The organism is Parafrankia sp. EAN1pec (assembly GCF_000018005.1).
GTDB classification, from domain to species: Bacteria; Actinomycetota; Actinomycetes; order Frankiales; family Frankiaceae; genus Parafrankia; species Parafrankia soli.
In genome coordinates this window covers 4,565,477-4,587,680 of record NC_009921.1, presented here as the reverse complement: position 1 = coordinate 4,587,680, position 22,204 = coordinate 4,565,477, and the positions used below count along the sequence as shown (strand labels likewise).

16 protein-coding genes are annotated in these 22,204 nt (G+C 73.6%); 8 read left to right on the top strand and 8 right to left on the bottom strand.

The features are described from left to right. Positions 1 to 4: 4 nt before the first annotated feature. The 3 genes from FRANEAN1_RS18705 to FRANEAN1_RS18695 all read left to right on the top strand — a co-directional run bounded on the left by FRANEAN1_RS18705 (position 5) and on the right by FRANEAN1_RS18695 (position 4,005). Positions 5 to 1,435, top strand: a complete 1,431-nt coding sequence (locus FRANEAN1_RS18705; RefSeq protein ID WP_020461385.1) for an ATP-binding protein — start codon at positions 5 to 7, stop codon at positions 1,433 to 1,435. Positions 1,436 to 1,754: 319 nt separating this feature from the next. Further along, a complete protein-coding gene (locus FRANEAN1_RS18700) occupies positions 1,755 to 3,026 on the top strand; it encodes a glycosyltransferase family 4 protein (RefSeq protein WP_020461384.1) in 1,272 nt (423 codons plus the stop codon). Beyond that, positions 3,016 to 4,005: a lysylphosphatidylglycerol synthase transmembrane domain-containing protein gene (locus FRANEAN1_RS18695; protein WP_020461383.1), complete on the top strand. Its 990-nt coding sequence runs from the start codon at positions 3,016 to 3,018 to the stop codon at positions 4,003 to 4,005. Before FRANEAN1_RS18700 ends, FRANEAN1_RS18695 begins: the two co-directional genes overlap by 11 nt. Before the next feature lie 245 nt (positions 4,006 to 4,250). Here the strand turns inward: FRANEAN1_RS18695 and FRANEAN1_RS18690 are convergent, their stop codons facing one another. Beyond that, positions 4,251 to 9,431, bottom strand: coding sequence for a diguanylate cyclase (locus FRANEAN1_RS18690; RefSeq protein WP_020461382.1), 5,181 nt, complete (start codon positions 9,429 to 9,431; stop codon positions 4,251 to 4,253). Between the two features lie 302 nt (positions 9,432 to 9,733). Between FRANEAN1_RS18690 and groL the strand changes: the two genes are divergently transcribed. Continuing rightward, the gene (groL, locus tag FRANEAN1_RS18685; protein ID WP_020461381.1) at positions 9,734 to 11,371 is read left to right on the top strand and encodes a chaperonin GroEL; all 1,638 of its coding nucleotides are present in this window, start codon (positions 9,734 to 9,736) and stop codon (positions 11,369 to 11,371) included. Positions 11,372 to 11,585: 214 nt separating this feature from the next. Here the strand turns inward: groL and FRANEAN1_RS18680 are convergent, their stop codons facing one another. After that, on the bottom strand, positions 11,586 to 12,221 hold the full coding sequence (locus tag FRANEAN1_RS18680) for an HNH endonuclease family protein (protein ID WP_020461380.1): 636 nt from the start codon (positions 12,219 to 12,221) through the stop codon (positions 11,586 to 11,588). 596 nt (positions 12,222 to 12,817) lie between these two features. On the opposite strand from FRANEAN1_RS18680, the gene FRANEAN1_RS18675 reads away from it, so the two are divergent. Beyond that, a complete protein-coding gene (locus FRANEAN1_RS18675; RefSeq protein ID WP_020461379.1) occupies positions 12,818 to 13,228 on the top strand; it encodes an EthD domain-containing protein in 411 nt (136 codons plus the stop codon). An 82-nt stretch (positions 13,229 to 13,310) separates the two neighbouring features. Continuing rightward, complete coding sequence (locus FRANEAN1_RS18670) at positions 13,311 to 14,408, top strand: pyridoxamine 5'-phosphate oxidase family protein (protein WP_020461378.1); 1,098 nt, start codon at positions 13,311 to 13,313, stop codon at positions 14,406 to 14,408. Positions 14,409 to 14,556: 148 nt separating this feature from the next. Here the strand turns inward: FRANEAN1_RS18670 and FRANEAN1_RS18665 are convergent, their stop codons facing one another. Beyond that, positions 14,557 to 15,051, bottom strand: coding sequence for an anthrone oxygenase family protein (locus FRANEAN1_RS18665; protein ID WP_041256140.1), 495 nt, complete (start codon positions 15,049 to 15,051; stop codon positions 14,557 to 14,559). A 240-nt stretch (positions 15,052 to 15,291) separates the two neighbouring features. Next, positions 15,292 to 15,714, bottom strand: coding sequence for an IS200/IS605 family transposase (tnpA, locus tag FRANEAN1_RS18660; RefSeq protein WP_041254353.1), 423 nt, complete (start codon positions 15,712 to 15,714; stop codon positions 15,292 to 15,294). Positions 15,715 to 15,806: 92 nt separating this feature from the next. Here tnpA and FRANEAN1_RS18655 point away from each other — a divergent pair, with 92 nt between their 5' ends. Continuing rightward, complete coding sequence (locus FRANEAN1_RS18655; RefSeq protein WP_020461375.1) at positions 15,807 to 16,808, top strand: AraC family transcriptional regulator; 1,002 nt, start codon at positions 15,807 to 15,809, stop codon at positions 16,806 to 16,808. Here the strand turns inward: FRANEAN1_RS18655 and FRANEAN1_RS18650 are convergent. From FRANEAN1_RS18650 to FRANEAN1_RS18640, 3 genes are all read right to left on the bottom strand, one after another. Then, on the bottom strand, positions 16,720 to 17,547 hold the full coding sequence (locus tag FRANEAN1_RS18650) for a DUF2306 domain-containing protein (RefSeq protein ID WP_083788281.1): 828 nt from the start codon (positions 17,545 to 17,547) through the stop codon (positions 16,720 to 16,722). The genes FRANEAN1_RS18655 and FRANEAN1_RS18650 overlap by 89 nt on opposite strands. Before the next feature lie 122 nt (positions 17,548 to 17,669). After that, a complete protein-coding gene (locus FRANEAN1_RS18645; protein WP_041256137.1) occupies positions 17,670 to 18,347 on the bottom strand; it encodes a response regulator transcription factor in 678 nt (225 codons plus the stop codon). A 68-nt stretch (positions 18,348 to 18,415) separates the two neighbouring features. Beyond that, complete coding sequence (locus FRANEAN1_RS18640; protein WP_041254352.1) at positions 18,416 to 19,552, bottom strand: histidine kinase; 1,137 nt, start codon at positions 19,550 to 19,552, stop codon at positions 18,416 to 18,418. A 162-nt stretch (positions 19,553 to 19,714) separates the two neighbouring features. On the opposite strand from FRANEAN1_RS18640, the gene FRANEAN1_RS18635 reads away from it, so the two are divergent. Then, positions 19,715 to 20,716 carry a phospholipid scramblase-related protein gene (locus FRANEAN1_RS18635; protein WP_041254351.1) on the top strand — a complete coding sequence of 334 codons (1,002 nt, stop codon included), beginning with the start codon at positions 19,715 to 19,717 and terminating at the stop codon, positions 20,714 to 20,716. Positions 20,717 to 20,796: 80 nt separating this feature from the next. Here the strand turns inward: FRANEAN1_RS18635 and FRANEAN1_RS18630 are convergent, their stop codons facing one another. After that, positions 20,797 to 22,173 (bottom strand): NADP-dependent succinic semialdehyde dehydrogenase, encoded by a 1,377-nt coding sequence (locus FRANEAN1_RS18630; RefSeq protein ID WP_020461370.1) that lies wholly within the window; start codon positions 22,171 to 22,173, stop codon positions 20,797 to 20,799. Between the last annotated feature and the right edge of the window lie 31 nt (positions 22,174 to 22,204).

Sequence of the window (22,204 nt, the reverse complement as noted above, 5' to 3'; positions counted from 1 at the left end):
GCCCGTGCCGCTGCGGGTACGACTGACCCTGCTGTTCGTCCTGGGCACCACGCTGGTGCTCGCGGCCGCCGGCGTGCTGTTCTACGCGCTGCTGCGCACCAACCTGCGGAACTCCGTCGACGCGAACCTGCGCACCCGGATGGCCGTGCTCGCCGCGCAGGTCCCCGCCGCGGCGGACCCGGCCGCGCAGCTGCGGGCCTACGGCGCCGGGCCCGCCCAGCTGCTGCGCCCCGACGGCTCCGTCGCCGCCTCGAACGACAGCGCCGGTCCCGAGCCGCTGCTCGAGCCCGCCCAGGTGGCCACGGCGCTCGCCCGCTCGGAGTCGCTCACGTCCGGCGAGCTGCGGGAGCCGGGCGGCGACGATGACGACGCGCGCGCGCTGGCCGTCCCGGTGCGGACCGGGGCGCGGGACGGGGTTTTGGTCGTCGCGACGAGCACCGATCTGACCGACTCGGCCGAGGACCGCGTCCGCAACATCATGGTCAGCGCGACGGCGCCGATGGTCGCGCTCTCCGGGCTCGCGGCCTGGCTGCTGTCGGGCGCCGCCCTGCGCCCGGTCGATCGCATGCGCCGGCAGACCGCCGCCATCAGCGAGTCGGACAGCTCCGCCGAGCTGGACGTGCCCCCGACCCGCGACGAGATCGCCGCCCTGGCCGCCACGATGAACAACCTGCTGCGCCGGCTGCACGCCGCCCGCGCCCGCGACCGGGCGTTCGTCGCAGACGCCGGGCACGAGCTGCGGACCCCGCTCACCAACCTCAAGGCCGAGCTCGAGCTCGCCGGCCGCCCGGCCCGCACCCGCGACGAGCTCGTCGACGCGGTCGCGGGCGCGGCGGAGGAGACCGAGCGGCTGATCCGGCTCTCCGAGTCACTGCTCACGCTCGCCCGGATGGACAGCGGCATCACCGCCCCGCGGCGGCTGGACGCCGGCGACCTCCTCGAGCGGGCCGCCCGCGCCGCGACCGGCCACGCCGAGACCAGGCAGGTCCGCCTCCACCTGGACGCCGACCCGGGCCTCGCCGTGGACGCGGACCCCGACATGCTCCGCCAGGCGGTCGACAACCTGGTGGCCAACGCCATCCGTCACGCGCCGCCCGGCACCGCCGTGGACGTCCGGGCCGGGCCGGGTGAGGCCGGGAGGACCGTCGTCGTGCGGGTGCGTGACCGCGGCCCGGGGTTCCCCCCGGACTTCCTGCCGCGTGCCTTCGAACGTTTCAGCCGCGCCGACGCCGCGCGCACCCGCGACCACGGCGGCACCGGCACCAGCGGAAACAGCAGCGGGACGGGCCTTGGTGGCACCGGGCTCGGGCTCGCCATCGCCGCGGCGGTGGCGCGGGCCCACCAGGGGACCGCCACCGCCGCCAACCATCCCGACGGCGGCGCCGTCGTCACGCTCACGCTGCCCGCCGCGGGCGGTCTCCCGCCGGACCGGTAGAACCTGGAAGAGTCCCACGTCCGCGCCGGACGGTGATGTCGGGAAGCCGGCGGCAACGCCCTGACCAGGCGGCCACAGGCGGACGGCAAAATCGTGGGATGCGCGCCCTCGACCCCGGAGCCGGCCCGAGGGACAAGCGGTGACCCGCGCGCCTGGAGCGCTCTCATCAGCGTCACACGATCCAGCGGCGAAGCTCCCCTTCGTGAGAGGTTGTCCACTGCCATCACCAGCCCACCCCAGCAGCCCGTCCGCCACCGCACGCCCCCCGCGCGCCCCGGTGATCGCCCGACAGCGGGAGCCGCTGCCCGCCGTCCACGACATGCCGCGTGTGCTGGTGGTGGCGGACAAGTTCCCGCCGACGATCGGCGGGATCCAGACGTTCGCCTGCCGGCTGACGGCCGGCCTACCCCCGGACCGGGCCGTCGTCCTCGCCCCGGCCCAGCCCGGTGACGCCGAGTTCGACCGCACCCTCGGCTTTCCGGTGATCCGCACCGAGCACGGCATGATCACCTCGCCGCGTGGCCGGCGGGAGCTGCGGGCCGCCGTCCGGGCGCACGGGTGCGAGGTGGCGTGGTTCCCCACCGCTGCCCCGCTCGGCGTGCTCGCGCCGGTGCTGCGCGAGGCCGGCGTCGAGCGGGTGGTGGCCTCCAGCCACGGGCACGAGGTCGCCTGGTCCCGGCTGCCGTTCGGACGGCTGCTGGTCTCCACCGTCGGCGCGCGGGTCGACGTGCTGACCTACCTCACCGAGTTCACCCGCCGCCGGCTCGCGGCGGTCACCCCGCCGGGGACCGAGCTGGCCCGGCTCACCGGCGGCGTCGACACCGAGCGGTTCCAGCCGGGCACCGGCGGGGACGAGATCCGCCGGGGCCTGGGCTGGTCGGACGAGCCGGTCGTGATCTGCGTGGCCCGCCTCGTCACCCGTAAGGGCCAGGACACGCTCATCCGGGGCTGGCACGACGTCCGACGCCGGCACCCGCACGCGCGGCTGCTGCTCGTGGGCGGCGGGCCCGCCGAGGACCGCCTGCGCCGCTTGGCCGCGCGGGCCGGCGTCTCCGACGGTGTGCACTTCGCCGGTCCCGTGCCCGACGAGCTCCTCCCCGCCTACCTCGACGCGGCGGACGTCTTCGCGATGCCGTCACGCACCCGGCTGTGCGGGCTCGACCTGGAGGGCCTCGGGCTCTCCGCGCTCGAGGGGGCGGCCAGCGGCCTGCCGGTGATCACCGGCGCCCAGGGCGGCGCACCGGACGTCGTCATCCCCGGCCGCACCGGCGTGGCCGTCAACGGGCACGACCGCACGGCCGTGGCCGCCGCCGTCATCGACCTGCTCGACGACCCGCGGCAGGCGGAGCGCATGGGCGCGGCCGGCCGCGCGTGGATGCGGGCGGCGTGGAGCTGGGAGACGCTCAGCCTGCGCCTCGCCGGCATCCTCAGCGGGCAGGCCCCGACCGCCATCGGCGCCGGCGCCGATGCGGCATGGACCGCGGCAGATGCCGAGGATGGGGCAGATGCCGTGGCCGGGGCCCGGGCGGCTGTCGCGGTGGGCGGCGCCCGGGTGGGCATGACGGTGCCGGAGCGCGGCGATGGTCGTTGAGGCGCCGGCCGAGGCCGTAGGGCCCGAGCCCGCGTGCGGCCGGCGGCCGCCGGCGGGCTCGGCGAGCCACCGGTGGCGGACGGCCCTCGCCTGCGTCGTCCCGCTGCTCGCGGTGCTCTGGCTGCTCCACAGCTGGTCGACGGTCACGGCGAGCGTCCGCCACCTGGCGGCCGCGCACCCGGGCTGGCTCGCCGTCGCGGTGCTCGCCGCCCTGCCGACCTGGATCGCGGGAGCCGCCAGCCTGCAGGGGGCGGTCGCCCGGCGGCTGCCCGTCGGGCCGATGCTGGCCGTGCAGGTGGCGGGCAGCGTCGCCAACCACGTGCTGCCCGCCGGCTTCGGCGTCGGGGCGGTGAAGCTGCGCTTCCTCAACCGGCACGGCGTCCCTCTGCGCGAGGCGGTGGCCGCGGTCGGACTCGACGCCACCGCCGGAATGATCACCCATGTCGCGGTTCTCGTCGCGCTGCTCTCCGGCGGGTTCCTGCACATGAGCGGGCCACCTGGTGGGCTGATCGCCACGGTGGCCGCCGTGGTGGCCGGGCTGCTCGCGGTCGGCTGGGCCCTGCCGCCGATCCGGCGGGCGTGCCGGCGCGGCTGGACGCACGTGACGGCCCAGGCCCGGATGCTGGCGGAGATCCTGCGGGTGCCGAGCCGGGCGGTGATGCTCTGGGGCGGCTCCACCGCGATCCCGCTCCTGCACGCGGCGACCCTGCTGTTCGTGGTGCGGGCGCTACATCTCCCGCTGGGCGCCGGCGCGGTGTTCGCCATCTACTACCTGGCCAGCAGCGCGTCCGCGCTCATCCCGTCGCCGGGCGGTTTCGGCTCGCTGGACGCGGCGCTGACCGCGGCGATCGTCGCGGCGGGGCAGTCACCCACCTCCGCCCTCGCCGCCGTCCTCGGGTACCGGCTGATCACGGTGTGGATCCCGCTCGCGCCCTCGGCCTGCGTCATGGCGGCGCTGGTACGGCGGGGTCACCTCTGACCAGGGAACCCGCGTGTTAGATACAGGTCAATTCTTGCCGAAGGAGGACGCGGTGATCGACGTGGCGCGGCGGTTCGTCGCCGCGATACAGGAGACCGGAGGCGCACGATGACCACAGCTCTGACAGCCCGGTACGGGCCGTGGGGCCATGGTGTCGAGGTCCCGTTCGGTGCGCTCAGCCGCCGTTGAAGGGGCCACGGCCGCGTTCGAACTCGGCCTCGCCCGCGCCATGGTGGTCCGGGTGCTCAACGGGTGGCGGGGCGCGGGAGGGGGCCTTCCACCCGGTCCCGGCCGCCGCGCTTGGCCCGGTAGAGCTCGATGTCGGCGCGTTCGACGAACGCCGCCACCTCGTCGCCCGGGTCGGGAATGGTCGCCGCGACCCCGATGCTCACGGTGACGATCCGGTGGATCACCAGCGGATGCGGCTCGGCCAGCCCGGCGACGGCGCGGCGCAGCTGCCGGGCCAGCTCGACGGCGGTCTCCGCGCCGGTGTCGGGCATCACGACGGCGAACTCCTCTCCCCCGAACCGCGCCGCCATGTGGGTGGGCCGCAGGCTCGCCGCCAGGCCGGCGGCGACCCGCTGCAGGCACCGGTCACCGGCGGTGTGCCCGAAGTGGTCGTTGTAGAGCTTGAAGTGGTCGATGTCGATCATCGCCAGCGCGATCGGCGTCGAGTGCAGCCGGGCGCGGTGCCACTCGGCGTCGAGGACCTCCTCGAGACGCCGCCGGTTCGCCAGGCCGGTGAGCGAGTCGGTACGCGAGAGCTGCTCCAGCCGCCGGTTGGCGGCGGCGAGCTGCTGGGTGCGCTCGGCGACCTTGCGCTCCAGCGAGGCGTACACCAGGGCGTTGTCGAGCGAGACGGCCAGCTGCCCGGCGATGAGCATGATCCCTTCGAGGCGTTCGGTGGCGAACGCACCGCGGATCATCCGGTTCTCCAGCAGCAGCATCGCCCGCAGCCCGCCCCGGATCATGATGGGGACGGCCAGCAGGGAGCAGCGGTCGATGTCGGTGAAGTACGGGTCGCGGCAGAACCGGTCGTCGCGGATCGAGTCGGCGACGACGACCGGCTCCCGGGTGCGTTCGGCGTAGCGGACGACCGAGGCCGGCAGCAGGCGCCGCCGGGCGGCCTCGGGCAGCGGCACGGAGCCGCCGTCCCCGACCGGCACCAGCCAACCCTGATCCTGCTGGTCACGGAGCAGCAGGTGGATGCCGGTCGCGCCGGCCATCTCCGACAGGATGCCCGCGACCCTGGCCCGCAGCCCGCCGATGTTGGTCTCGGAGCTGAGCGTGCGCGACGCCGCGACGATGCCGAGCAGATCGATGGTCCCGGTCGTCAGGACGGCGCGCCGCCCGGCCGGTGAGTCCGCGGCCGACGCGTTCGCCGGCGCCGGCGCCGGGCGGGCGACGTCGGCGGCCGGACCCGCCGCGTCGGGCCCGGTGAGTCCGCCGGGCCCGGTGATGCTCTCAGGCCTGTCGAGCTCACCGGGCCCGGTGAGCTCGACAGGCCTGGCGGGCAGCGCCGGGTGGGCCCAGTCGAGCTGGGCGACCTTCGCCGTCGCGCCCCAGGCGAGGTAGTGGCGGCGGGCGGCGGCGAGCAGCGCGTGGCCGGCCTCCTCCAGCCCGTGCGCCAGGTAGAACCGCGCCGCGCGCTCCAGGATCAGCGCCCGGTGCCACGGCCGGGCCCGGGTGGCGGCCTCCCGCTGCGCCACGTCGTACGCGTACGCCGCCTCTCGGAACTCCCCGGCCGCCCAGGCCCGCTCCGCCTCCACCAGGCGCAGCAGGTGCAGGTAGTTGGACGGCGCGTCGGCCGCGCGCGCCGCCAGCCAGTCGATCGACTCGTCCAGCTCGGCCAGCACGGCGGCACGCCGGGACGGCACCGCGGCCCGGGCCTCGCCGGCCAGCGCCAGCGAGCGCAGCAGCCGCGCCAGCGCCGTCGAGTAGTGCGCCTGGACGGCCGGCAGCACCGCCATGGCCCCCGCGGTGTGCCGGGCCAGCTCCACCGGGTGGTCGAGGATGGCCGCGGCGATCGCCCGGGTGATGTGCAGCTGGGCGGCGGCCAGCGGGTCGGCGGCCTGCAGCTCCGTGCCCAGCCGGCCCAGATCGGACGTCCCGTCGGCCGCCGGGGTGCCGGTCGCGCCGCGGAGGATGCCCGTCAGGTGGCGGTACATACGGAACGTCTCCTCGGCGTGGCCGTTGCCGGTGCACGCGGCGAACGCCAGCGCCTCGTCGACCTCGGCGGCGACGACGTCGAGGGACGGCGCGCAGTCGAACAGGCCGTACACCAGCGCGTAGTGGGTCCAGCACGCGTTCTGCAGGTCGCCGCCGCGGATCAGGCCCTCCAGGGCGCGGCGCGCCGCGTCCACGTTCTCCTCGAGCGGGTCGAACCAGTGGCCGGTGCCGAGCACATACAGGAAACGCACCTGCCACAGCGCGGGTTCGTAGCCGCGGGCCCGGCAGACCTCGATGATCCGCCGCAGCGCCCGCCACCCGGTGCGATAGTCGTCGCGCCAGGCGACGGTGACGAACCCGGCGTGGCCGGCGGGGCCGGCCAGGGCCGGGCCGGGACCGTCCCGGATCCACATCCGCAGTGTCTGTATGGTCAGCCAGGCCAGCATCTGCTGGTCCTCGAAGAACGCGGCGGGCATGAGCCGGTTGATGAGCTCGACGGCGCCGGACCCCGCCAGGTCGGCGCCGGACCCCGCCAGGTCGGCGCCGGACCCCGCCAGGTCGGCGCCGGGACCCGCCCGGTCCGCGCCTCGGGCCCGCCGCAGGTCGTCGGCCGTCGTGGTCCGCTCGAGCCACTGATTGAGCGTGTCCAGGCCGCGGTCGATCTCCCCGTCGAGGTCGTCCCGCTCCGGGATGGCGAGGCCGAGCCGCCGCAGCTGCTGGTAGCCCAGGCTCAGCGCCGCGCCGGCCCGGCCCCGGTTGGTGAGGCTGCTGACCTGGACCAGGGTCGCGGCCGTGCGCCGCGCCGGGTCGGCGCACAGCCGGCCGAGGGTCTCGTACTCCTCGTCGGCGTCCTCCAGCCGGCCGAGCATGTACAGGGCGGCGTGCCGGCCGGTGTGCACCTCGATCAGCTGATCGGTGTCCGCCGGGTCGGTGAACGCCACCGCGGCGGCCAGCAGCCGCTCCACCAGCGGGTAGTTGCTCAGCAGCGTGGCCTCGTCGGCGGCACGCCGCAGCAGGTCGGCGGTCAGCCGCCGCTCCGCGGGCAGACGCACCTCGTCGAGCACCGGCAGGTACTGCGCGGCCGCGACGGCGAGATACTCGGGCCGGCCGGCGAGCCGCCGGGCCAGGGCCAGCCGCAGAGCCCGTTCCGCCGGCCCGGTGAGGCCGGCCAGGACGGCCTCCTGCGCCCGGTCGTGGCGGAAGCGCACGCCGCGTCGCCCGTCGGTCTCCAGCACCAGCAGCCCGCGCGCGAACGCCGGGGCGAGCCGCCGCTCGAGCTCCCGCGCCGCCTGCCCGGTCGCGGCTGCCAGGAGCTCGAAGTCCACCTGGCCGGCCAGGCACGCGGCCGCCGCCAGTGCCTCCCGGGCGGGCGGGGCCAGCGCCGCCACCCGGGCGCGCAGCAGCTCGATCACGTCCGCCCGGGCGAGCCGGGCGCGCAGCGTCTCCGGCGCCCACCGCCAGCGGCCGGCCACCCGGGTCAGCAGGCCGTCGTGGCGCAGCGAGTTGACCAGCTCGACGGTGTCGTACGGATTGCCCCCGGTGGTCGGCGCGATCAGCCGCGCGAGCTGCCGGCCGCGCTCCGGAGGCAGCCGCAGCAGGTCGGTCACCATGGCGGCCTGGTCGGGCGGGGGCAGGTTCCGCAGCCGCAGGTGGCGCGGCCCGGCCGGCTGGCGCCGCCAGCGCGCGAGCATCGGCGCCATCGGGTGCGTGGCGTCGACCTCGTCGTCCCGGTAGGCGCCGACGACCAGCAGCCCCTCGTGGTCCTTCTCCCCGCCGAGGATCAGGTCGAGCACGCCGAGCGGGGTCCGACCGGCCCACTGCAGGTCGTCGACGAAGATCACCAGCGGACGTTCCCGGGACGCGACGGCGCGCAGCGTCTCGGCGGCGCCGCGCTGCGCACGTACCTGCGCGGTCATCGGGTCGCCCGCCTTCGGCGGGATCCGCAGCAGCGCGGCCAGCTCGGGCACCACAGCGGCGGCCATGCCGGCTCCGGGGCCCAGCCCGCCCAGGAGCCGCTCCCGGACCTCGTCCAGGGAGCCCTCCGGCTCGGCCAGCAGCAGCCGGCCCAGCGCCCGCAGCGCCTGGCGGACCCCGTCGTACTCCTGGTCCCGCCGGTACTGGTCGAACTTGCCCGTCACGAACCAGCCGCCGGCACCGGCCACGATCGACCGCAGCTCGTTCACCAGGGACGTCTTCCCTACCCCGGGCGCCCCGGCGACGAGAATCCCGCGGCAGCGGCCCGCCACCGCGTCGGTGAACGCCGCGCGGAGCTCGCCGGTCTCCCGCTCCCGGCCGGCCAGCCGGGACGGCGTCAGCGGCCGCGCCGGAAGATCGTGCTCGCCGGGCCGCACGCACGCGCCGCGGTGCACCAGGACGAGGTCGAGGGCCAGGCCCTCGGCACTCTGGTAGCGGTCGTCCGGCTCCTTCTCCAGCAGGTGCATGACGACGTCCGACAGCCCGGCCGGCAGTGCCGGGTTCACCACCGACGGCGCCACGGGCACCCGGGTGAGATGGTCGTGGATGATCCGCAGCGGGTCACCCGAGCCGAACGGCGGCGCGCCGGTCGCCAGCTCGTACAGGGTGGCGCCGACGGCGTACAGGTCGGCCCGCTGGTCGACGGGGCTCCCCGTCCAGCCGGTCTGCTCCGGCGCGAGGTAGGGCACCGTCCCGACGATCTCGTTGTGATGGGCGAACCCGGGCTGGATCTCGGTGGCGGTCGTCGCGAGCGCGAAGTCGATCAGGTACGGCCGGTTCCCGGCCCGGTTCACCACGATGTTCGCCGGGCTGATGTCCCGGTGCAGCACACCGCGCCCGTGCATCCCCGCCACCGCCCGGGCGAGCGCCCCGGCCAGGTCGACCAGCTCGGCCGGGTCCATGGGCGTGGCCCGCCGGGACAGGTCCGCGCCGCCGACGTCGGCCAGCAGGAGGCCGCCGACGCCGGCCAGCGGGACGCCGCCCCTGTCGGCCGGCAGGGCGGAGCCCGCGCCGTCGATCTCGGCGGCCGGCGGGGCGGGGGCCGGGCCGTCGGGCCCGGCGGCCGCCAGGTGTGCGACCCCCTCGACCCCGGCCAGCCGCTCGAGGATGTCGACCTCGTGGCGCAGCCGCCACCGGGCGCCCGGACCCAGCGGTTCCTTGCGGATCACGCTCCCGGCCGGGAGCAGCAGCCTCGTCACCCTGGTCCGGGCCGTCTCGTGCAACAGCTCCGTCCGCACCACCGCCGGCGGATCCCGGCTCGGCGGCGTCTGCTGGGATCCCATCCGCAAACCCCCACACCGAGCAGCGTGCTGCCCACTCGTCCAGTCTGCCCCCGATCACGGGGTCACCAACGAGCCGGTCGCTGGCGGGTCCCGGCGGCTCCCGACACCGCCGGGACAGTCCCGGGCGCGGTTGCTTTCAGGGCTCGCGAAGGCTATAAGTGGGTTAGCACTCGACAGGGTTGAGTGCCAACCTCTGGCGCGACGGGTGCCCGGGCCGACGGCCCGATCATCAGGTTCTTTTGGGCCCCGCCGGCGGCAGGCACTCCTCCGCATGGCCCAAGCCCAGGAGGAAAGACTCCAATATGCCGAAGATCATTGCCTTCGATGAAGAGGCACGGCGCGGCCTGGAGCGCGGCATGAACCAGCTGGCCGACGCGGTCAAGGTCACGCTCGGCCCCAAGGGTCGCAACGTCGTGCTGGAGAAGAAGTGGGGCGTCCCCACGATCACCAACGACGGCGTCAGCATCGCCAAGGAGATCGAGCTCGAGGACCCGTACGAGAAGATCGGCGCGGAGCTCGTCAAGGAAGTCGCGAAGAAGACCAACGACGTCGCGGGTGACGGCACCACCACCGCCACGATCCTCGCCCAGGCGCTCGTCCGCGAGGGCCTGCGCAACGTCGCCGCCGGTGCGAACCCGATCGGCCTGAAGAAGGGCATCGAGGCCGCCGTCGAGCGTGTCTCCGAGGAGCTCTCCAGCGTCGCCAAGGACGTGGAGACCAAGGAGCAGATCGCCTCGGCCGCCTCCATCTCCGCCGGTGACCCGGCCATCGGCGCCATGATCGCCGAGGCGATGGACAAGGTCGGCAAGGAAGGCGTCATCACCGTCGAGGAGAGCAACACCTTCGGGCTCGAGCTCGAGCTCACCGAGGGCATGCGCTTCGACAAGGGCTACATCTCGCCCTACTTCGTCACCGACACCGACCGCATGGAAGCCGTCCTCGACGACCCGTACATCCTGATCACCAACAGCAAGATCTCCGCGGTCAAGGACCTCCTCCCGATCCTGGAGAAGGTCATGCAGGCCGGCAAGCAACTCGTGATCCTCTCCGAGGACGTCGAGGGCGAGGCCCTGGCCACCCTGGTCGTGAACAAGATCCGCGGCACGTTCAAGAGCGCCGCGGTCAAGGCGCCCGGCTTCGGTGACCGCCGCAAGGCCATGCTGACCGACATCGCCGTCCTCACCGGCGGCCAGGTCATCTCCGAGGACATCGGCCTCAAGCTCGAGGGCACCACCGTCGACCTGCTCGGCCGGGCCCGCAAGGTCGTCATCACCAAGGACGAGACCACCATCGTCGAGGGTGCCGGCGACGCGGACCAGATCGCGGGGCGGGTCAACCAGATCCGCAACGAGATCGAGAAGTCCGACTCCGACTACGACCGCGAGAAGCTCCAGGAGCGGCTGGCCAAGCTCGCCGGCGGCGTCGCGGTCATCAAGGTCGGCGCGGCCACCGAGGTCGAGCTCAAGGAGAAGAAGCACCGCATCGAGGACGCCGTCTCGAACGCGAAGGCCGCGGTCGAGGAGGGCATCGTCGCCGGCGGTGGCGTCGCGCTCCTGCAGGCCTCCACCAGCGCCTTCGAGAAGCTCGACCTCTCCGGCGACGAGGCCACCGGCGCCCTGATCGTCGAGCGCGCGCTCGCCGCACCGCTACGCCAGATCGCCACCAACGCCGGGCTCGAGGGCGGCGTCGTGGTCGAGAAGGTCCGCGGTCTCCCGACCGGGCACGGCCTGAACGCCGCCACCGGCGAGTACGTCGACATGATCGCCGCCGGGATCATCGACCCGGTGAAGGTCACCCGCTCGGCGCTACAGAACGCCGCGTCCATCACCGGCCTCTTCCTCACCATCGAGGTCGTCGTCGCGGACAAGCCGGAGCCCGCGGGCGCCGGCGGTGGTGCTGACGCGGCCGCCATGGGCGGCATGGGCGGCATGGGCTTCTGATCCACTCGGCGAGCCGGGCCACCCGGTGAGCTGAGCTGAACCACCGGTGGGTGGGCCCGCGGTGCAACCTGCGGACCCACCCACCGTCGTGTCACCGGCCAGGCCTTTCCAGCCGGGTTTTCCCAGCCGGCTTCCCCGGCCGGACGCATCCGCCGGATCGCCTGCTACCGGCCGTGGGCGGCCCGGCCGTGGCGGCGATGTCCCGTCAGAGCCGTCAGCAGGTACCCAGCATGGTGTTCAGGGCCGACTTCTCAGTGCTGTCCACGGTCAGGTTGTAGTAGTACTTCACCTGAACCCAGGCCCGCGCGTAGGTGCAGCGGAAGGACGACAGCGACGGCTGCCATTCCGCGGGGTCCTTGTCGCCCTTGGACTGGTTGACGTTGTCCGTGACGGCCCACAGCTCGGGCCCGCCGAGGTCGTTCGCGTAGGTCTGGCGCTGCGTGGTGGTCCACGCCCAGGCGCCGGAGGCCCAGGCCTCCGCCAGCGGGACCATGTGGTCGATGTCCACGTCGGCCGCGGCCGTCCACGTGGCACCGTCGTACGGGCTGTACCACGATCCGGAGGTCGCGGCGCAGCTGCTGTTCACGACCACGCCGGTACCGTCGCGCTTGAGGACCTGTTCCCGGGTGTTACAGGCACCACTCACGGTGATCCAGTGCGGGAAAAGGTCGCGGTCATAGGTCGACGCATGCGATTCCGCCGCTACCGTCAGCGAATTCAGCCTGGTCAGGGCCGTGCTCGCCGAGGGAATGTTCGGGGGCGTTGCCCCGGCAGGCGCGGCTGCGAACAGCACACACGCGATAATCGCGGCCACGGCAACGGCGGCCGCTTTCAGGAGGCGGGAGGCCACAGGGTACTCCTGACCAGTTTCTCCGTGGCCTGCCGGACCGCAGACTCAGTGAACGGCGAAACTCACCGGAGAATGGCAACAGCCCGTACCGGAAACAGGAGCAGATACACGAATCGACGGTGAACCTTCGGGGACGGCCACCGGCCCGCCAAAAAGATCTGTGTCATTCATTCAAAATTGCGGTGAACCTTGGATGCAACGCCGGACCGATGGCCCGGTCACCCACGCGGCTCCGCGCGGAATCACGCCGGAGCGATGCCCGGCACGGTGGCCGCCGCCCGGTAAGGCCGGTCACCGATGGTCACGGACGAGCCACGTCGGCCGGGCCGCGGAGAGCGGGGCCGGCACCCGGCACGACCGGCCACCGGAGCCGCCTGTGCGAGGTGACACGTCCCGCCGGCCCGCGGTAATTCCGGGGCGTACAACCGTGAGGCATCCGCCCGAGCTCGCGGGCGCCCGCGCGAATGCCTACCGCGTCACCCGCCGATTTGCTATGTTGCTGGCCGGAAACTGGGGAACGCAGAAGCTCAACCGACTGTCGGCCGTAGGCACAGCCGAGCTGGGCCCGGCCGGATTTTTGAGAGGGGCCGCGCCGCGTGTTCAAGCAGGTCTGCTTCTTCAAGAAGCGCCCGGACATGACAACGGAAGAGTTCCTGGACTACTACGAGAACCAGCACACACAGCTGGCGAAGAAGATCGGGAAGCCGGCCATACCGAACGCGGTCCGGTACGTGCGACGCTACCTGACTCCCGTCGAGAACCCGGTGACCGGAGAAATCCACGACAGCGGTTACGACTGCATCATGGAGATCTGGTGGAACAGCCGCGAGGACTTCGAGAACTCGCAGCGTCTCATCAGGGACCCCGAGCGGCTGCCGCACACGATCGAGGACGAGAAGAAGCTGTTCGCCACGCACGCCAACCCGATCTGCATCGTGGAGGAACACGATTCGCCGATGGGTCCCGACGGGGAGACCTACGACTGGGTTCCGGTCGTCCGCGGGTGAGCGCCCCGGAGGAACGGCAGGGACCTCCCGGCGGCTTTGACCATCAGGCCCGGTCCGGACCCGACAGGAAGCGGTTAGCCAGATGAGTGACCTTCATGATCTCCCGGCCCGGGTCTTCAGCCTCATAGAGTCGGGGGTGGTGGCCGAGTTCTCGACGGTGTCCGCGGCCGGCATTCCGATCGACACGCCCACCTACTATTTTCCGGCCGACGACATGTCGACGATCGACCTGGCAACGGGCCTGCCCAATCCGGCCAAGGCCGAGCGGGTGCGGCGCACCTCGAAGGTCGGGCTCCTGATCGAGGGCCGCCCCGAGGAACCGGTCGTGGTCATTCGAGCCCACGGTGCGGTGCGCGACAGCGACATCCAGGCCAACGCCATCCGCTATCTCGCCGAGACCGGCTACGAGGGGATCAGCCACGGCATCACGTGGGAGGAGGCACGCAAGGCCGTCACCTACTGGTCTCGGATCATCATCGAGAACAAGCCCGAACGGGTGTACTGGTGGGACAGCCACGCGGCCCTCGACGACCCACCGCAGGTGTGGTCCGCGGCGCCCGACACGGTCTACCCGACATCCGACCCCTCGCCCGCCCGCAGGATGAAGCGGTCGGCCTGGCCGGTCCGTCCCTGGCAGGACGTGGCCAGGGAGGCCGTGGAGGGCGGCACTCCGGCGCATCTGTCGGTGCTCGACGAGGACGGCTTTCCGCTTCCGATGCGGGCGACCTCCTTCGAGCTGACAGCCGAGGGCTTCCGGCTGGCGGTGCCCACGGGCACCCCCTGGCGGCTGCGGGGCAGGGCGTCGCTCACCTTCGCGGGTTTCCGTACCTTCGTCGGCGACGCCGGAGCGGACGGCGGTGCTGAAGCGAACGGCGGTGCTGAAGCGAACGGCGGTGCTGGAGTGGACGGCGGCGACCGCGTCCTGTTCCGCGTCGAGCGCTCGCTCCCCCAGCACCCGGCGACACTCGACACGAAGCAGGTTCTCCAGCCGAGCGAGGACACCCTCGCCAAGGCGAGGGCACGGCTCGAGTACGAGGCTGAGCGGCGCGGCCAGTCCCTCCCGGTCATCCCGGCGGACCCCCCGCCACGGACCCGCATCGCGCTGATCCGCCGGGCGCGCATCGCCAGCGACGCACCGATCACCGGCATCACCGAGGAGCACGGGAACCGAAGGACCTGACCCACCAGCCGCGCCCGCGGGCGGTACGCCGGGCCGCGGGCCGGCTCATCCCTTGGCAGCGGCCGCACCGCCACGGCGCAGAGGGCGCGCGGGGGGCGGCGCGGCACGGCGTGGGGGACGGCACGGCGGCCGGCCCGGTGGGCCGGTCTCACCTCGCCTGCTCGACGACGCGGGCGGCGACGGTGAGCGCCGCCGCCGCCGCGATCGAGGTGATCGTCCGGACGTGGTTCCAGGCGGTCCAGCCGGGCAGGTACTCCGCCCACCGCCGCGCCGCGTCGACGTCGTCCGGCGACACCCCGGCCAGCGCGTCGTTGCGCGGAACGTGGTAGACGATCGTCACCACGATCGCGACGAGGTACAGCACGCTGCCGACGAGGCGCAGGGCGGCGCCCGGCCGGTCGAGGTCCAGCGCCGCCGAGACGCCGAGGACGGCGCAGGTCAGCGCCGTGCCCAGCAGGGCCGTCATGAACCAGCCGGTGGGCGCCCACCGGTTGATGCCCTGCATCGCCTGCAGGCCCTGGCCGGGCGGCAGCCCGTCGAGCGCCCGCATCACGAACACGGAGAAGGCGAAGAAGACGCCGCCCACGACGCCCGAGCCGACCGCCGAGACGATCGTGAGCGGGGCCAGCACCCGCTCCGTCATCGGGTCGCCCGGCCACGGTCCGCCGCGCCGCGCGCCGGGCACGCCCCGCTGGTCACGGTCGTCGTCACGGGTGTCGCCGGGTGGGTCGTCAGGTGTGTCGTCATGTGATCAGTCAAGCCCGCCCGGCCGAGACGGCCCATCGCCCAGAATCTCGGATCCATACGCGGACGTCCACCGCGACCCGGCCAGGGCCCGTCCACGGCCCGTCCACGGCCCGGATCCCGCGCCTGAAAGCCTGCCTCACCGGGCCCGCTCCACACTCCACAGCCGCCCGTACCCGGTGTCGACGTACCGGCGGGCGGTGTCGGTGGACACCCCGCCGACGGTGGCGGCGACGTACAACCGCGGCCACAGCGCCGGCAACCAGAACCGCAGATGCCCGAACCCCTCACGCAGCACCCGGGACGTCAACCCCGCGAGCTGGTCGGCGACACACGACGGGAAGTGCCTCAGGTGAACCTTCACGAACAGATCCACAGGGTCCGGCGTGACCTCCCACGCAACGACCATCCACTCATACTCGGCGCACTTCTCCCGGACCAGTTCGCCACAACGGTCACCGACAGGACCAGCGAGCACGGGGCGGCGGAACTTCGAGCACCGCACCCTGCGATACCCACGGCCGTAGACGCCACCCACGCCCACCGCCACCCGCCGAACCATGATCCGAACATACCAGCGATGCACACATACGGTCACGGTCCGTACCCGATTCCCCTCACGCCTGAAGACGCCAGCCCCCTCGGGAAATCCTGATGGACGTCCTGGCCGGAATGCTGGACGGGCCGCGGGCGCGGGGGGCGTTCACGATCCGCTCGGTCATGTCCCCGCCCTGGTCGATGCTCATCAGGGACCAGGCGCCGCTGACCGTCGTCGCGGTCGTGCACGGCGAGGCCTGGGTGCTCCCCCGGGACACCCCCGCGGTGCAGCTGCGCGCGGGCGACGTGGCCGTCGCCCGCGGGCCCGACCCGTACGTCGTCGCCGACGACCCGGCTACCCCGCCGCGGATCGTGATCCATCCCGGGCAGGTCTGCACCACGCTGTCGGGTGCGAGCCTCGCCGCGCAGATGGATCTCGGCGTGCGCACCTGGGGCAACCAGCGCGACGGCGCGACGGCCCCGCCGACGACGATGCTCACCGGCACGTACCAGCAGCACAGCGAGGTCAGCCGCCGGCTGCTCGACGCGCTGCCCGCGCTGGCCGTCATCCGCGCGGACGACTGGGACTGCCCGCTGGTACCCATGCTGGCCCAGGAGATCGGCCGGGACGACCCGGGCCAGGCCGCCGTCCTCGACCGCCTCCTGGACCTGCTGCTCGTCACCGCGGTGCGGGCCTGGTTCGCCCGCCCCGACACCGACGCGCCGCCGTGGTGGCGGGCCAACGGCGACCCCGTCGTCGGCCACGCGCTGCGGCTGCTGCACAACCACCCCGAGCGCCCCTGGACGATCGCCGCCCTCGCCGCGGCCACGGGCGTCTCCCGCGCCTCGTTCGCGCGCCGGTTCGCCAGCCTGGTCGGCGAGCCGCCCATCGCGTTCCTGACCGGCTGGCGTCTCACCCTGGCCGCCGACCTGCTCCAGGAGCCGGCGGCCACGGTCGGCGCGGTGGCCCGCCAGGTCGGCTACGGCAGCCCGTTCGCCCTCAGCACGGCGTTCCGCCGCCGGTACGGCGTCAGTCCGCAGCAGTACCGCGCCCGCGCCCACGGCGACCGGGCGGACCAGCCGCCGTCCGACGGCCGCCCGGCGGACGCGCCCGGATGATCCGTTCGGCGACGACGACGTTGATGAACCAGCCGGCGGCCATGAGCACCGCCCGGCTGGCCTCGCCCGGTTTCCCGACGGCGATCTCGTAGGGCAGGTGGGTGAACAGCTGGGTCCCCGCCCCCAGCGCGAGGGCGTAGGCCCGGGTCATCCAGGCCCGGTGCCGGGCGATGTCACCCCGCCGCACGGCGACGACGCCCAGGATGACGGCACTTCCCATCACCGTGCCGACGATGATCCGCAGGCCGGCGAGAACCACGCCGTCGGCCGGCGGCAGGTCGTAGAAGAGCGTCATCCACACGCCGGTGAACGCCACGGCGAGCCCGCAGGGGATCAGGAGCCGCCCGGTGGCGCGGTGCCAGCGAGGTGCGCGCCGACGCAGGCCCGGCGAGAACTGGAAGGCACCCAGCACGCTGTACAGGCTGGCCCCGATGATGTGCACCACCACGGGCACGGGCTGGGCGACGAAGCGCGCGTTCTCCGCTGTGGCCCGCGCGCCGCCGGCCAGCTCACCCACCCGCAGCGCGCCGGCCGCGACCGGCACGGCGCTGAGCAGGAGCAGCCCGGCCGGCACCAGCCACGAGGCCCGCCCCGACGAGACAACGGAGGAGACTGCGGCGGACGACCCGGCGACCGCGCGCCGGCCAGGCAGGCCCGCGGCTCCGGGTGAGCCCACAGCACCGGGCGAGCCCACGAGGCCGGAAGGAGACCTGAGCGCGGTCCCGTTCTCATCGGTCATGAGACGATCATGGGGCCGACGGGGCGGTGCTCTCATCAGCGTGGAGGCCGGAGCCGCCCTGGCCGATCGGGCGAGCTCCGGGTCCTACTTCCGGCCGACGGGCGCCGGCCGGACAGATGCCGTTACCACCCGCCCGCGCCGCCTGCCCCCGACCCGCGGACGTCGACCCGTCCGGTCTGGTAGGCCCAGAGGGCGATCTCGACGCGGTTGCGGGCGCCGAGCTTCGCCATGAGGCTGGCGATGTGGGTTTTGACCGTGCTGAGGCTGATGTGCAGATCGGCGGCGATCTCGCTGTTCGTCCGGCCGCCCGCCACGGTGGCGAGCACCTGTTCCTCGCGGTCGGTCAGCGCCTCGACCGGCTGCGCCGGCACCGGTGCGGGCCCGCTCCCAGCGAAGGTGGCGAGCAGCCGGGCGGTGACGTTCGGCGCGATGAGGGCGTCGCCGCAGGCGGCGGCGTGCACGGCCTGCGCCAGCAGATCGGGGCCGGCGTCCTTGAGCAGGAAGCCGCGGGCCCCGGCCCGCAACGCGGCGTAGACGTACTCGTCGAGGTCGAAGGTGGTGATGACGACGACGGCGAGCGGATCAGCCACCCCCGGCCCGGCAAGGGCGAGCGTGGCCTGGATGCCGTCCATCACGGGCATCCGGATGTCGATCAGGCAGACGTCGGGCCGCAGCCGGCGTGCGAGCTCGACGGCCCGGCGGCCGTCCACCGCCACGCCGACGACCACGATGCCCGGCTGGGCGTCGAGGATCATCCGCAGGCCGGTGCGGACGATCTCCTGGTCGTCGGCGACGACCACCCGGATGTCCGGATCGGGGTTCCCACCGGCGTGCGGGGCGACGCTCCCACCCGCGTCGCGGCCGGCGTTCACGTCGCCCACCCGGCCCGGGGCAGGGTGGCGGTCACCGTCCAGCCCCGGTCGAGGGCGGGGCCGGCCTCGCAGGTGCCGCCGAGCAGGCGCGCACGCTCGATCATCCCGGTGAGCCCGTAGCCCGGCGACGGCGGCGGGTGCAGGGCGGCGGTGTCGCCGTCGTCGCGCACGGACAGCCGCACGCACGCGTCATCGGCGGACACCACGACCTCGACGTGGTTCGCGTGCCGCGCGTGCCGGCGGGCGTTGGTGATCGACTCCTGCGCGAGCCGGTAGATCGCGGACCCGACCGACGGCGGGAGATCCCCCACCTCGCCGACGATCCGCACCCGCACCGCCGGGCCGGAGCGGGCCTGCCCGGCGAGCCGTTCGAGATCGGCGACGGTCGGGTTCGGCGCCAGCTCCGCCGGCTCGTCACGGCGCAGTACCCGGACCATGGCCCGCATCTCGGCCAGGGTGCGCGACGCCTCGAGCTCGATCACCCGCAGTGCCTCGGCGGCGGCGGCCGGGCTCGACGGCGCGGTGGCGATGCCCGCCTGGGCCCGGATCGCGATCGCCGAGACGTGGTGGGCGACGGTGTCGTGGAGATCCCGGGCCAGCCGCTCCCGTTCGAGCAGCTTGGCCTGCTCCAGCTCGCGCAGCCGGGCCCCGGCCCGGTACCGGAACGCCCCGCCCAGCGCGAACGAGGCGAGCAGTACGGCCGCGCCGCCGACGGCGTCGGCGGCACCGGTGGCGGCGGAGATCATGCAGACGGCGGCGGCGAGCACGACCGCCGCGCCGGTCACGGCCTCCCGGCCCGATCCCCACCGCAGCAGCGAGTACGGCAACAGCAGCATGAAGATCATGCTGTTCAGCTGGGGGACGCCGCCGCCGGTGAGCACCGAGGCCACAGCCGAGGCACCGAAGGCGATCGTGACCGCTGCCAGCGGCCTCGCCCGGCGCCACAGCAGGGTCGGGACGAGGGCGAGTGCCAGCAGCACCGACCAGGTCCGCCACGGAAGGTCCGCCCGCAGCAACCCCTCGGTGAGCGCGGCGACCGCGAGCGCGGCGGCCAGCGGCCAGTCCCGCCGGCCCGGTGTCGACGGGCGCGCCGGACGCGGCTCCTCCCACAGCGGACGGACGAGATCGCGCACCCCGCCACGGTAACCAACCCGGGCATCATGCCGGGCCGTCATCGCCGCGTGGCCGGCCGGATACCACCGCCGTCACCGGCTGTCGCCCAACCGACGTCCCGGGATGGCCCGGCGTCCTGCCCGGCCACATCCCGGACGACCGGCGAGTGGCAGAGTGGGTACATGTCACAGAGCGTGCCGCCAGGCTGGTACGACGACCCGTCAGGGGAGCCCGGCGCTCGATGGTGGGACGGCAACACGTGGACCGACCACACCCAGCCGGCACCGCCCCCGCAGCCCGCCCCGGCGCACCACGGCCCGGCGCATCCGGGTCAGCAGCGCTCGACTCAGCAGCAGCCCGGGCAGTACCAACAGCAGGGCCAGCCCCAGCAGACCGCGGCTCAGCAGCCGTACGGCCAGCAGCAGTTCGGCCAGCCGGGGCAGCAGGTCCCGTCCCAGAACGGGCCGGGGCCGGGCGGCTGGGGCGGCCCGCAGGGCTACCAGCCGCCGCCCGTGCAGACCAGCCACACCCCGGACCGGGTCCAGCGGCAGGTCCGCGAGCAGGCCGGGGTGCACGTGCCGGCGCAGGGCGGCGGTTCGCTGTTCAGCGAGCCGGTGCTGGTCGTCAACCAGAAGACGAAGCTGATCGAGTTGACGAACGAGTACGCCGTCTTCGACCAGAACGGGAACCAGATCGGCTCGGTCGTCGAGGTCGGCCAGAGCGCGTTGAAGAAGGCCGTGCGCTTCGTGTCGTCGGTCGACCAGTTCCTCACTCACCGGCTTGAGGTGCGTGACGCCGCCGGTGTGCCGCAGCTGGTGCTGACCAGGCCGGCGAAGCTGTTCAAGTCGAAGGTGGTCGTGACGCTGCCCGACGGCCGGGAGGTCGGCAGCATCGTCCAGCAGAACGTGTTCGGCAAGATCCGGTTCGGTCTGGAAGCCGGCGGCGCGACGGTCGGGATGATCAAGGCCGAGAACTGGCGGGCGTGGAACTTCTCCATCGTCGACCAGAACGACACCGAGGTCGCCCGGGTCACCAAGACCTGGGAGGGCCTGGCCCGGACGCTGTTCACCACGGCCGACAACTACGTGGTGCAGATGCACCGGCCGCTGCCGCAGCCGATGCTGAGCCTCGTGGTGGCGTCGGCCCTGACCATCGACACCGCGCTGAAGCAGGACTCGAACTGAAGCAGAATTTGAAGGGCCTGGGTTGAGCCGGTGGCGCGGGCACCGGCTACCGGTGCCCGCGTCAGCGCTGCTCCGCTCGCTCAGCCGGCCCAGACGGTCTTGAGGTTGCAGAACTCCCGGATGCCGACCGCGCTCAGCTCACGGCCGTAGCCGGAGCGGCGGACGCCGCCGAACGGCAGCTCCGGATGGGAGCTGACCATGCCGTTGAGGAAGACCGCGCCGGCGACCAGGTCGGAGATGAACCGCTCCTGCTCGGCCGGGTCGGTCGTCCACGCGTTGGAGCCGAGCCCGAACGACGTCACGTTCGCCAGCTCGATCGCCGCGTCGATGTCCGGCACCCGGTAGAGGGTGGCCAGCGGGCCGAACGCCTCCTCGAGGTGCAGGCGCATCGCCGGAGTCACGTCACCGACGACGGTCGGTGGGAAGAAGTACCCCGACCCGGACGGCGCCGTCCCGCCGCACAGGATGCTGGCGCCCTCCTTCACCGCGTCCGCGAGGAGCTCCTCGATGTCGAGCCGGCCGCCCTCGGTCGCCAGCGGGCCGACGTCGGTGCTCGGGTCCATCGGGTCACCGACCTTCAGGGCCGCCATCCCGGCGGCGAACAGCTCGGCGAACTGCTCGTAGACGTCCTCGTGGACGATGAAGCGCTTCGCGGCGATGCAGGACTGCCCGTTGTTCTGGCAGCGGGCGGTGACCGCCACCTCGGCGGCGCGCGCGACGTCGGCGGAGGGCATGACGACGAACGGGTCGCTGCCGCCGAGCTCGAGGACGGTCTTCTTTATCTCCTGCCCGCACACGGACGCGACGGCCTGGCCGGCCGGTTCGCTGCCCGTGACGGTCGCCGCGGCGACGCGGGGGTCGCGCAGCACCGCCTCGACCTGCCCGGCGCCGATCAGCAGGGTCTGGAAGGCGCCTTCGGGGAACCCGGCCCGGCGGAACAGGTCCTCCAGGTAGAGCGCGCACTGCGGGACGTTCGAGGCATGCTTGAGCAGCCCGACGTTGCCCGCCATCAGCGCCGGCGCCGCGAACCGGACGACCTGCCAGAGCGGGAAGTTCCACGGCATCACCGCGAGGACGACGCCGAGCGGCTGGTACCGGCCGAACGCCCGGCTCGCGCCGACCGAGCCCGGGTCGGCCAGCGTCTCGTCGGCGAGGAACGCCTCCGCGTGCTCGGCATAGAACCGCATGCCCTTCGCGCACTTCGCCGCCTCGGCCTCGGCCGAGCGCAGCGTCTTGCCCATCTCGGTCGTCATCGTCACGGCGATCTCGTGCCGTTCCGCGTCGAGAATGTCGGCGGCCCGCCGCAGCAGCGCGGCCCGTTCAGCGAAGGTCGTCCGGCGGTAGACGGCGGCCGTCGCGCTGGCCAGGGCCAGCCGCTGTTCGATCTCGTCACCGTCGAGCGCGTCGAACGTCCTGACCACTGCGCCCGTCGCCGGATTGACCGACTGGATCGCCATGTCGCTCCCTCTGCTGGATCTGCCCGCTGGG

Excerpts from the sequence above, each read along its gene's own strand:
- FRANEAN1_RS18650 (WP_083788281.1), bottom strand. The coding sequence starts at position 17,547 with ATGACCGATGAGAACGGGACCGCGCTCAGGTCTCCTTCCGGCCTCGTG.
- FRANEAN1_RS18690 (WP_020461382.1), bottom strand. The coding sequence starts at position 9,431 with ATGGGATCCCAGCAGACGCCGCCGAGCCGGGATCCGCCGGCGGTGGTG.
- FRANEAN1_RS18655 (WP_020461375.1), top strand. The coding sequence starts at position 15,807 with ATGGACGTCCTGGCCGGAATGCTGGACGGGCCGCGGGCGCGGGGGGCG.
- FRANEAN1_RS18630 (WP_020461370.1), bottom strand. The coding sequence starts at position 22,173 with ATGGCGATCCAGTCGGTCAATCCGGCGACGGGCGCAGTGGTCAGGACG.
- groL (WP_020461381.1), top strand. The coding sequence starts at position 9,734 with ATGCCGAAGATCATTGCCTTCGATGAAGAGGCACGGCGCGGCCTGGAG.
- FRANEAN1_RS18700 (WP_020461384.1), top strand. The coding sequence starts at position 1,755 with ATGCCGCGTGTGCTGGTGGTGGCGGACAAGTTCCCGCCGACGATCGGC.
- FRANEAN1_RS18695 (WP_020461383.1), top strand. The coding sequence starts at position 3,016 with ATGGTCGTTGAGGCGCCGGCCGAGGCCGTAGGGCCCGAGCCCGCGTGC.
- FRANEAN1_RS18670 (WP_020461378.1), top strand. The coding sequence starts at position 13,311 with ATGAGTGACCTTCATGATCTCCCGGCCCGGGTCTTCAGCCTCATAGAG.
- FRANEAN1_RS18635 (WP_041254351.1), top strand. The coding sequence starts at position 19,715 with ATGTCACAGAGCGTGCCGCCAGGCTGGTACGACGACCCGTCAGGGGAG.
- FRANEAN1_RS18665 (WP_041256140.1), bottom strand. The coding sequence starts at position 15,051 with ATGACGGAGCGGGTGCTGGCCCCGCTCACGATCGTCTCGGCGGTCGGC.
- tnpA (WP_041254353.1), bottom strand. The coding sequence starts at position 15,714 with ATGGTTCGGCGGGTGGCGGTGGGCGTGGGTGGCGTCTACGGCCGTGGG.